We start from the raw sequence: 10033 nt of genomic DNA on the forward strand, positions 1-10033 counted from the left end.
AGCATGACAGGGCCTCGCGACGGGCGAGGACCCAGGTCAGCAGGCATCTGCATGGCAGGTCTCCGCAGCGGGCGGGGACCCTGGTCAGGGGAGAGTTCCATGCCGAACACGAAGCGCCGTCGCCTCGTGGCAACCACCGTCGCCGTCACGCTCGGCGCCACCGCACTCGCCGCCTGCGGTTCCGAGGACGACGGCGACGCCCAGTCGGGCCCGGTCTCGCTGACGTACTGGACCTGGACGCCCGGCATGGACAAGGTCGTCGACCTGTGGAACAAGGGGCCGGGCAAGAAGGAACAGATCACCGTCACGGTGAAGAAGCAGGCGTCCGGCGACACGCTGGTCACCAAGATCCTCACCGCGCACAAGGCCGGCAAGGCGCCCGACCTGGTGCAGGCCGAGTACCAGGCGCTGCCGACGCTGGTCAGCAATGACGCGCTCGCCGACATATCGGGCGAGGTCGGGGACGCGAAGGGCAAGTTCGCCGAGGGCGTCTGGCAGCAGACGACGCTGGGCACGGACGCGGTCTACGCGGTGCCGCAGGACATCGGGCCGATGATGTTCTACTACCGCGAGGACCTCTTCAAGAAGTACGACCTGACGGTCCCGACGACCTGGGACGAGTTCGCCGAGACCGCGCGCAAGCTGAAGAAGGCGTCCCCGGACACCGACCTCACCACCTTCTCCGCCAACGACTCCGGCCTCTTCGCGGGCCTCGCGCAGCAGGCCGGCGCCAAGTGGTGGACCACCGAGGGCGAGAAGTGGAAGGTCGGCATCGACGACGCGGCGACACAGAAGGTCGCCAAGTTCTGGGGCGACCTCGTCGCGGAGGGCGCCGTCGACAACCAGCCGATGTACACGCCTGCCTGGAACAAGGCGCTCAACACCGGCAAGCAGATCGCCTGGGTCAGCGCCGTGTGGGCGCCGGGCACGCTGAGCACCGCCGCGCCCGACACCAAGGGCAAGTGGGCCATGGCCCCGCTCCCCCAGTGGTCCGGCAGCGAGAACGTCACCGGCAGCTGGGGCGGCTCCTCCACCGCGGTCACCACGGACTCCGGGAACAAGGAGGCCGCCGCGAAGTTCGCCGCCTGGCTGAACACCGACGGCGAGGCCCTGAACGCACTGGCCAAGGAGAGCGGCATCTACCCGGCCTCCACCTCCGCGCAGCTCAGCGGCGCCTTCACCACGCCGCCGGACTACTTCTCGAACCAGGCGGACTTCTACACCCAGGCCGCGCAGATCGCGAACACCACCGCGCCGTCCGCGTGGGGCCCGAACGTCAACGTCGCCTACACGTCCTTCAAGGACGCCTTCGGCGCCGCCGCCAAGAGCAAGTCGGACTTCACCGCCGCCCTGAAGACGATGCAGGACGACACGGTCGCCGACATGAAGAAGCAGGGCTTCGAGGTCGCCGAGTGACCAGCACGGCCCGCCGGAAGTCGTACGGGGTCAAGGGGGCCCCGTACGGCTTTCTGATCCCCGCATCGATCCTCTTCGTCCTGTTCTTCGCGCTGCCCATCGGGTACGCGATCTGGCTCAGCTTCCGCAAGGTGCAGGTCTCGGGCCTCGGCCTGGGCGCCGGTGCCCGTAAGGAGGTCTGGGCCGGGCTGGAGAACTACACCGACGCCCTCACCGACAGCGAGCTGCTGGACGGTGCGCTGCGCGTCCTCGGCTACGGCTGCATCGTCGTCCCGGTGATGCTCGGCCTCGCCCTGCTGTTCGCCCTGATGCTCGACTCCGAGAAGGTCAGGCTCGCACCCTTCACCCGCCTCGCGATCTTCCTGCCGTACGCCATCCCCGGCGTCGTGGCGGCGCTGCTGTGGGGCTTCCTGTACCTGCCGGACGTCAGTCCTTTCTACTTCGTGCTCGACAAGCTGGGCCTGCCGCAGCCGGATCTGCTGGACGGCGGTCCGCTGTTCCTCGCCCTGTCGAACATCGCGGTGTGGGGCGGCACCGGCTTCAACATGATCGTCATCTACACCTCGCTGCAGTCCATTCCGGGCGAGGTGTACGAGGCGGCGAAGCTGGACGGCGCCACGCCGCTGCAGATCGCACTGAAGATCAAGATTCCGATGGTGGCGCCCTCGCTGGTGCTGACCTTCTTCTTCTCGATCATCGCGACGCTCCAGGTGTTCAGCGAGCCGACCACCCTCAAGCCGCTCACCAACTCCGTGTCCACGACCTGGAGTCCGCTGATGAAGGTGTACCAGGACGCCTTCGGCAAGGGCGACATCCACGCCGCGGCGGCGCAGGCCACGATCATCGCGCTCGTCACGCTGCTGTTGTCCTTCGGCTTCCTGCGGGCCGCGAACCGTCGGAACAAGCAGGAGGCAACCCGATGAGTTCTCTTGCCGTCCGCAAGGCCGCCCCGGCGGCCGGCACGACCCCGGGCACCGCCCAGGGTCCGCCGCTGCGCCGCCGGATCGCGCTGGTCCCGACGATCACGCTGCTCATCGGCGCGATCTACTGTCTGCTGCCGGTCGCCTGGGTGGTGATCGCGTCCACCAAGTCCGGCAGCGAGCTGTTCTCCACGTTCACCTTCCTGCCGGGTACCGGCTTCGCCGAGAACCTGTCGGACCTCAGCGCCTATCGCGACGGGGTGTACTGGCAGTGGATGGGCAACTCGGCCCTCTACGCCGGTCTCGGCGCCCTGCTGTCGACGGTGGTGTCGTCGTTCAGCGGCTACGCACTGGCGATCTACCGCTTCCGGGGCCGCGAGGCGATCTTCAACGTGCTGCTCGCAGGCGTGCTGATGCCTCCGGTGATCCTCGCCATCCCGCAGTACCTGCTGCTGGCGAAGGTGGACCTCACGGACTCGTACCTGTCCGTGCTGCTGCCGCAGATCCTCTCCCCCTACGGCGTCTACCTCGCGCGGATCTACGCCGCCGCCGCGGTCCCCTCCGACGTGGTGGAGGCCGGGCGGATGGACGGGGCGAGCGAGTGGCGGATCTTCACCCGGATCGCGCTGCCGATGATGATCCCGGGGCTGGTCACGGTGTTCCTGTTCCAGTTCGTGGCCATCTGGAACAACTTCCTGCTGCCGTACATCATGCTCAGCGACGACGAGAAGTTCCCGATCACCCTGGGCCTGCACACGCTCCTGGAGCAGGGCGCCAACACCCCGGCGCTGTACACACTGGTGATCACGGGGGCGTTCCTCGCGGTGTTCCCGCTGGTCGCGCTGTTCCTGGTCATCCAGCGCTTCTGGAGCCTGGATCTGCTCTCCGGGGCCGTAAAGTCATGACCATGAGCAACACGGGGGGCCGACGCAGACCACCGACGATTCACGACGTGGCGCGCGAGGCGGGTGTCTCGCGCGGCACGGTCTCGCGCGTGCTCAACGGCGGCCACTACGTCAGCCCGGCGGCGCAGGAGGCGGTCAACGCCGCCATCCGCAGGACGGGGTACGTCGTGAACCGGCACGCCCGCTCGCTGATCACCGGGCGTTCGGACTCGATCGGCTTCCTGCTGACGGAGCCGCAGGAGCGGTTCTTCGAGGACCCGAACTTCAATGTCCTGTTGCGCGGCTGCACCCAGGCCCTCGCCCAGCACGACATCCCGCTGCTGCTGATGCTGGCCGGCACTCAGGACGAACGGCGGCGCATCACGCGGTACATCACCGCGGGCCACGTCGACGGGGTGCTCCTCGTCTCCAGCCACTCCGGGGATCCGGTGGCCCAGGAGCTGCGCGAGGCGGGGGTGCCGCTGGTCGCCTGCGGCAAGCCGATCGGGCTGGGCTCGAAGGTGAGTTACGTCGCCGCCGACGACCGGGACGGCGCGCGGGACATGGTCCGGCATCTGCTGTCCCTCGGCCGGCGGCGGATCGGCGTGGTCACCGGCCCGCTGGACACCCCGGGCGGTGTCGAGCGGCTCGCCGGGTACAAGGAGGTGCTCGGCGAGGCCGGCGTCGAGATCGACGAGCGGCTCATCGTGTCCGGCGACTACAGCCGGGCCAGCGGTGAGGCGGGCGCCGAGCGGCTGCTCGCGCAGGCCCCGGACATGGACGCGGTGTTCGTCGCCTCCGACCTGATGGCACAGGGCGTGCTGACGGCACTCCAGCGGGCGGGGCGCCGGGTGCCGCAGGACGTGGCGGTCGGCGGCTTCGACGACTCTCCCGCCGCCGTCGCGGCGAGCCCGGAGCTGACGACCATTCGACAGCCATGGGACCGGATCAGCGCCGAGATGGTGCGGGTCCTGCTCGCGCAGATCGGGGGCGAGGATCCGGCTGCCGTGATCCTGCCCACGGAGCTGGTGAAGCGGGAGTCCACGTAGCCGTTGCACGCACACTAGTTGCACACTCAACGAACGGCCGATTCGGTGTTACCGTGCGGATATGGCAGCGAACACGGCCCAGTCCGGCCTGGAGCAACGGTGGCGGGACATCCTGTCGGCGCATGCGCGGACGATGTGCGAGATCGACCGCGTGCTGCATCCGCACGGCCTGGGGGCGAGCGACTTCGAAGTGCTGGACATTCTCGCCACCGAGTCGCCGGAGGAGGGCGACCAGTGCCGGGTGCAGAACCTCGTGGGGCGGGTGCATCTGAGCCAGAGCGCCCTGTCCCGCCTCATCGGCCGGCTGGAGAAGGACGGCCTGGTCGAGCGCTCCGTCTGCGCCGAGGACCGGCGCGGCGTCTGGGTGGCCCTGACCCGCAAGGGCCGCGAGCTGCACGCCGAGGTCCTGCCCCTGCAACGGGCGGCCCTGGCCCGCACACTGCAGGGCTGACATGGGCGTTCACCCGGGGTGAACGCCCGTGGTCACCTCTGTGGCCGGGCCAGCAGGGTGCGTACCCCGTCCGAGGTGAGCGTCAGGCCGTGCGCCGAACTGCCGTCGATGGTGAGGGACAGATCGTCGGAGGGCCACTGCGAGGCGAGCGCGCCGAGCGGTACGAGGCGGTAGCGGGAGACGAACGGCAGCAGCTCGGCCATCTCCAGCTCCGAGGTGAAGACAGGCACCACCGGGCGCCCGTCCGGTTCCTCCAGCACGGGCAGCGCCACGGCGGTGGGATCGGCGGCCTCCTCCTCGAGGGCGTCGTCGGGCACGGGGACGAGCACCTCACTGCTCGCGAGCGTGTCCAGCGCCGCCGTGTCCTCGGTGTTCTCGGCGAGCACGTCGAGTGCCCGCTGGGCCGGGGTGGCGTTGTTGTCGTTCGCGGGTGTCTCCATGACAGATCCCCTGGTAGCGGTGGTCGTACGGCCCGCCCGGCACGAAGTCGCCCCGGCGCGGCATCCCACGCGTACCCGACCCGACGGAACCCAACCCTCCGCCCGCCGGGCGGTGCTCCGGCGCCGGAAAAGGAGGTGAGGCCGGGCCCGCCCGCTGGTTGTATGAGCGCCATGCTGCCCACCGACCGCCTGCTGGCCTTCGCGGCCATGTCCTTCGTGCTGATCATGATCCCCGGGCCGAGTGTGCTGTTCGTGATCGGCCGGGCGCTCGCGCAGGGCCGGCGCGCCGCGCTGACCACCGTCGTGGGGAACACGCTGGGCGCGTATGTGCTGGTCGTCGCCGTGGCGCTGGGGGTGGGGGCGGTGGTCGAGCGTTCCGTCCTGGTGTTCACCGTGCTGAAGCTGGCAGGCGCCGCGTATCTGGTCCACCTCGGGGTCAGGGCGTGGCGGCAGCGTGGCGCCCTGCAGGCCGCGTTCACCGCCGAGGAGGGTCACCGGGGTGGTCTGCGCACACTGTGGGAGGGGTTCGCGGTCGGGGTGGCCAACCCCAAGACCATCGTGTTCTTCGCCGCCGTGCTGCCCCAGTTCGTGGACCGCGCTCAGGGGCACGTCGTGGTGCAGATGCTGCTGCTCGGTCTGGTCTTCAACATCATCGCGGTGGTCTTCGACAGTCTGTGGGGGCTGACCGCGGCCACCGCCCGGGACTGGTTCGCCCGCTCCCCGCGGCGGCTCTCCCTGGTCGGCGGCGTCGGCGGCCTCACCATGATCGGCCTCGGCTTCACGGTCGCCGTGACGGGCCGCAAGGACTGAACCGCCGGGGCGGTGGCAGTCGCCCGCGACTGACCGCCCTCGGGGTTCCGACCTGCGGCTCGGCGGAGGCGGAGGCGGAGGCGTCCGGTGTCTTCCACGACGCCGCAGGCGTGTTCCACCGCGCCGGTACCGACAACCGGGTCCCCGGGCCCGACCCCGAACGCCGCAGCTACGCCTCCTTCGCCTCCTTCAGCGACCCCGACGGCAACGGCTGGATCCTGCAGGAGATCACCGAACGCCTTCCCGGCCGCTGAGGCTGCTGCTCCGCGGCTGCCGGCCGAGGCAGGTCGGCGGGGTCATGCCGGCCGGGCCGAGGACGACATCGCCGGGTTCCTCGGTCAGTGCCATGAACCGCTCCGCGTCCAGCTCGCTCTCCGGCGTGGCCAGGTGAAGGGGGTGCCGGCCCGGGCGACGAGCTCGGCGAATCCGGCCGGCGAGGAGTCGGCCTTCTTGCGGGTACCGGCGCACTGGTCGCACGGGGCCGGTGAACAGGCGAATCGCCAGGGGGCCGGCGCTCGGTCAGCGGCTGCGGGTGCGGCTGACCGAGTCGGAGCCGGAGGTGTCGCTGGTCCGGTCCATGCCGGCGGACGGACCGCCCGCCCTGAGCGCGGCGACGGCGGACGCGGGGTCGTCGCCTCGGCCACCCGGGCCGTCCCGGTCGTGCTGTCCTGCGCGCTCGTCGGTCACTCGGTGAGGGCGAGGAACTCCCGCACGGGCAGCGCCCGGTCGACGATCCGTGTGTCGCCGATCCAGCCGTAGAAGCCCTGCCCGAAGCGCGCGTCGAACTGGGTGGCGCCGAGGACGAAGGGCTTGCCGAGGGTGGCGATGCCGGTCGACGGCTGCGTGGGGTTGCGTGCGATCTTCGAGCCGTCCACGTACATCACCGTGCGGCGGCCGTCGTTGACGACGGCGATGTGCATCCAGCGGCCGACGGGGACGGCGTGGGACCACGATGTCGGGTCGGCGTCCTGCAGGTGCGGGTAGACGACGAACTGCAGGAACCTCTCCGGCGACAGGTTGAGACTGCAGGTGGGTTCCAGCGGTGACCAGCCGGTGGTCTTGCCCGCGTCGCCGTTGCGGCCCTCCCAGCTGAGGATGCCCATCCAGCTGTGGTCGCCCTCGAACGGCTCCGGCAGCCGGACGAAGGTCTCGATGGTGTAGCCGCGGGTGAACTTCTCGCTGTTCAACGGCGCCTGTGCGGCGGTCCGCAGGACGGCGCCGCGGTCGGGGCTCTTGCCGCCGTCGAAGCGGAGGCTGGCGTGCGCGGGCTGTCCGGGGTGGTGGTCCAGGGACCAGGTAAGCGCCTCGGGCCCGCTGGAGTGCAGTCGGCTCACCGTCAGGTCGTTGCCGTTGCCGGTGAGGTCACGTACGACCACGCCGTCGGCGACGGGGGCTCCGGGGGTGCCGGCCGCGGGGGTTCCGGACGCGTCGAACCGCCAGTAGGCGACCGTGCCGCGGGGCATCACCGCGGAGGCCGGGCGCGGCTCGGGCGGCACGACGGGGGCGAAGCCCTTGAACCGCTCGTCGAAGTCGATGGCGAGGCTGAACCGGTCGACGGGGCCGGTGAGTTCGATGGTCTCGGCCGCCAGCGGCGACCGCCGCTGCGGGTCCCGGGCGAGGAACCACGGCGAGAAGGTCTCGACGTCGATGACGCCGCGGACGAGGTCGAAGCCGTAGGTGCGGATCATCCCGGCGCCGCCGTAGTAGCGGTCCTGGTAGTTGGTGATGTGGACGTGGACATCGTTGTCGGCGTCGTTGGTCAGGACCGTGCGCCCAGGGGGCCAGTAGTGGCCGCCGAGCGCGAGGAAGATCTGGTCGTTGCCGCGGATGAGGCCGTTCCACAGGCGGGTGCCGTGGCCCGACAGCTGGGCCTTGCCGTCGTCGTCCGACCAGGCGATGTCGTGTGTGGTGAGGATCGCGGGCAGCGTGGGGTGGGCGTCGAGGACGCCCTGAGCCCACTGCAGTCCCTTGTCCGACACCCGCCAGTCCAGGGCGAGGACGATCCACTCCCGGCCCCCCGCCCTCAGGACGTGGTAGCTGTTGTAGCCGTCGGGCGAGGCACCCCGGAAGGTCGGCATGGCGGCGTAGCGGCGTGGTCCGAAGGCGGCGAGGTAGGCGGAGTCGCCACGCTGGTCGTCCGTCGACGACCGGATGTCGTGGTTGCCGGCCAGCACGCTGTAGGGCACCTTGCCGTGGAGGGTGCGGAAGGTGTCGGCGGCGAGTTCGATCTCGTCCTCGGTGCCGTGTTCGGTGACGTCGCCGAGGTGCGTCATGAAGGCGATGTTGGACGCGGACCGCTCGGCCACGAGGTAGCGGAAGGTCTCCCGCAGCGGGGTGGGGTCGGCGCTGTCGGCGTCGAAGAGGTACTGCGTGTCCGGCAGCACGGCCAGTGCGAAGCGCGGGCTCTCGGTGTCGAACCGGCCGCCGCCGGCGCGGTCCTCGGCGGCCGCGGCCGTCGTGGCATCCAGCCCCGCGACCGCCGCGCCGGCTGCCGGGACGGCGACCGCGGCGCGCAGCAGCGCGCGTCTGTGCAGGGGAGTTTGCTGTCTGTCTGCGCTCATCGATGCTCCACGGGAGAAAGCCGGATCGGGTCAGCCCGTACGCTGCTCACCCGCCCTGGCCACCCGGTGGCGTGGAGCTGAACACCGGCTGCATGGACGCCGCCGGTGCGTCCCTCTCACCGCAACCCGACGTTCAGCACGTCCGCGGCCCGCACCGCCCGCCCCGACACGAGGGACGCGTTCGCGGCCAGGCCCGTCACGAGGGACCGGGCGCCGGCCGTCGCGTCGGCCGCACGGCCCAGGGGGTCGGCGCCGACGTCGCCGAAGAGGTCGTCGAGCATGCGGACGTCGCCGCCGCCGTGGCCGCCCTCTCCCGTGGCGACCTTGATCTCGCGCGGGCGTTCCCAGAAGCGGCGCAGCAGCAGTTCGGTGCGGCCCGCGTCCTCGCCGGTCTCGGCGCCGTGCAGGGCGGTCTGCGTGCCGGGGCGTGACCAGGTCGTCTCCTCGACGAGGAGTTCCAGTCGTCCCTCGCTGCCGTTGAAGGCGATGCGGTAGCCCTCCCAGGGCGCGTATGCCGTCAGGTGGTACGTCAGCGTGGCGCCGGAGTCGTAGCGCACCAGTACGGCCATGTCGTCCTCGATGGTCACGCCGGGGGCGAAGACGTTCTGGTCGCGGTGGTAGCCGTCCTCCGACTCGGCGTCCAGGTAGAGCGACTTGAGGATCGGCTCGTCGGCCAGACGCAGGGCGTACGGGTCGTCGTCGGCCGCCGGGGAGCCGTGTGCGCGGGTGTAGTCGCGGGCCAGGCCCCGGCGTCGGCCGGCCTCGTCGCCGTAGAAGAAGAGGCCGCCCTGTGCGAAGACGGTGTGCGGCGTGGCGTCCAGCCACCAGTTGACCAGGTCGAAGTGGTGGGTCGACTTGTGGACGAGGAGTCCGCCGGAGTCGGCCTTGTCGCGGTGCCAGCGGCGGAAGTAGTCCGCGCCGTGCCGCAGGTCGAGGAGCCATTCGAAGTGCACCGAGCCGACCTCGCCGATCTCGCCGCCCGCGAGGAGTTCCCGTACGGCCGAGTGCACCGGGTTGTAGCGGTAGTTGAACGCCACCCGCACCGAGCGTCCGGTCCGCCGCCGTGCGTCGAGGATGCGCCGGGCGCGCTCGGCGTCCGTCGTCATCGGTTTCTCGGTGACCACGTCGCAGCCCGCCTCGAGGGCGCGCACGATGTAGTCGTCGTGGGTCCGGTCCACGGTGCACACCACCACGAGGCCGACCCGCTCGCGGCGCAGCATCTCGTCGAAGTCCTCGGCCCCGTACGTGGGTACGGGCACGCGGTCCGGGTGCACGGACGCGATCCAGTCGTTGTGGACGTCCATGCGGTGCGCGTTGACATCGCAGAAGCCCACAAGATCTACTCGGTCCGCGTAGGGACCGGCCAGTGCCTGCGTGTAGAGCCGGGCGCGGGCGCCCAACCCCACCACGGCACAACGACGTCGGGGCGCGGTGTCGAAGGTCATGCGGAGCCTTTCGTTCCGATGAGGCGGTGCAGGGGTCTTGTCGTGACATCCGGACGT

Annotated in this window: 9 protein-coding genes and 2 pseudogenes; 7 read left to right on the plus strand and 4 right to left on the minus strand. The window is 70.6% G+C overall.

The features are described from left to right. Nucleotides 1-99 precede the first annotated feature (99 nt). The 5 genes from ACFV7R_RS35710 (at nt 100) to ACFV7R_RS35730 (ending at nt 4720) form a co-directional block, all read left to right on the plus strand. Nucleotides 100-1416, plus strand: a complete 1317-nt coding sequence (locus tag ACFV7R_RS35710; protein WP_385271234.1) for an ABC transporter substrate-binding protein — start codon at nt 100-102, stop codon at nt 1414-1416. After that, a complete protein-coding gene (locus ACFV7R_RS35715) occupies nt 1413-2339 on the plus strand; it encodes a carbohydrate ABC transporter permease (protein WP_385271237.1) in 927 nt (308 codons plus the stop codon). Before ACFV7R_RS35710 ends, ACFV7R_RS35715 begins: the two co-directional genes overlap by 4 nt. Then, entirely contained in the window at nt 2336-3241 is a 906-nt protein-coding gene (locus ACFV7R_RS35720; RefSeq protein ID WP_224740419.1) for a carbohydrate ABC transporter permease, read from the plus strand. The genes ACFV7R_RS35715 and ACFV7R_RS35720 overlap by 4 nt, the downstream gene beginning before the upstream one ends. After that, complete coding sequence (locus ACFV7R_RS35725) at nt 3238-4269, plus strand: LacI family DNA-binding transcriptional regulator (protein WP_385271241.1); 1032 nt, start codon at nt 3238-3240, stop codon at nt 4267-4269. Before ACFV7R_RS35720 ends, ACFV7R_RS35725 begins: the two co-directional genes overlap by 4 nt. A gap of 61 nt (nt 4270-4330) precedes the next feature. Next, nucleotides 4331-4720: a MarR family winged helix-turn-helix transcriptional regulator gene (locus ACFV7R_RS35730; protein WP_385271244.1), complete on the plus strand. Its 390-nt coding sequence runs from the start codon at nt 4331-4333 to the stop codon at nt 4718-4720. Between the two features lie 32 nt (nt 4721-4752). On the opposite strand, the gene ACFV7R_RS35735 is transcribed toward ACFV7R_RS35730, so the two are convergent. Continuing rightward, nucleotides 4753-5160, minus strand: coding sequence for an SseB family protein (locus tag ACFV7R_RS35735; RefSeq protein ID WP_385271247.1), 408 nt, complete (start codon nt 5158-5160; stop codon nt 4753-4755). Nucleotides 5161-5331: 171 nt separating this feature from the next. On the opposite strand from ACFV7R_RS35735, the gene ACFV7R_RS35740 reads away from it, so the two are divergent. Next, the gene (locus ACFV7R_RS35740; RefSeq protein ID WP_385271397.1) at nt 5332-5970 is read left to right on the plus strand and encodes a LysE family translocator; all 639 of its coding nucleotides are present in this window, start codon (nt 5332-5334) and stop codon (nt 5968-5970) included. 77 nt (nt 5971-6047) lie between these two features. Further along, nucleotides 6048-6224, plus strand: a pseudogene (locus ACFV7R_RS35745) (glyoxalase); the annotation flags it as partial. 265 nt (nt 6225-6489) lie between these two features. Here ACFV7R_RS35745 and ACFV7R_RS35750 read toward each other — a convergent pair. The 3 genes and pseudogenes from ACFV7R_RS35750 to ACFV7R_RS35760 all read right to left on the minus strand — a co-directional run bounded on the left by ACFV7R_RS35750 (nt 6490) and on the right by ACFV7R_RS35760 (nt 10025). Further along, a complete protein-coding gene (locus ACFV7R_RS35750; protein WP_385271250.1) occupies nt 6490-6657 on the minus strand; it encodes a hypothetical protein in 168 nt (55 codons plus the stop codon). Next, nucleotides 6654-8531, minus strand: a complete 1878-nt coding sequence (locus ACFV7R_RS35755) for a LamG-like jellyroll fold domain-containing protein (protein WP_385271253.1) — start codon at nt 8529-8531, stop codon at nt 6654-6656. Before ACFV7R_RS35755 ends, ACFV7R_RS35750 begins: the two co-directional genes overlap by 4 nt. A gap of 116 nt (nt 8532-8647) precedes the next feature. Next, nucleotides 8648-10025: pseudogene (locus ACFV7R_RS35760) on the minus strand (Gfo/Idh/MocA family protein). Nucleotides 10026-10033 lie beyond the last annotated feature (8 nt).

The organism is Streptomyces sp. NPDC059866, assembly GCF_042731325.1.
Lineage (GTDB): Bacteria > Actinomycetota > Actinomycetes > Streptomycetales > Streptomycetaceae > Streptomyces > Streptomyces flavusporus.

Excerpts from the sequence above, each read along its gene's own strand:
- ACFV7R_RS35710 (WP_385271234.1), top strand. The coding sequence starts at position 100 with ATGCCGAACACGAAGCGCCGTCGCCTCGTGGCAACCACCGTCGCCGTC.
- ACFV7R_RS35720 (WP_224740419.1), top strand. The coding sequence starts at position 2,336 with ATGAGTTCTCTTGCCGTCCGCAAGGCCGCCCCGGCGGCCGGCACGACC.
- ACFV7R_RS35725 (WP_385271241.1), top strand. The coding sequence starts at position 3,238 with ATGACCATGAGCAACACGGGGGGCCGACGCAGACCACCGACGATTCAC.
- ACFV7R_RS35730 (WP_385271244.1), top strand. The coding sequence starts at position 4,331 with ATGGCAGCGAACACGGCCCAGTCCGGCCTGGAGCAACGGTGGCGGGAC.
- ACFV7R_RS35735 (WP_385271247.1), bottom strand. The coding sequence starts at position 5,160 with ATGGAGACACCCGCGAACGACAACAACGCCACCCCGGCCCAGCGGGCA.
- ACFV7R_RS35740 (WP_385271397.1), top strand. The coding sequence starts at position 5,332 with ATGCTGCCCACCGACCGCCTGCTGGCCTTCGCGGCCATGTCCTTCGTG.
- ACFV7R_RS35755 (WP_385271253.1), bottom strand. The coding sequence starts at position 8,531 with ATGAGCGCAGACAGACAGCAAACTCCCCTGCACAGACGCGCGCTGCTG.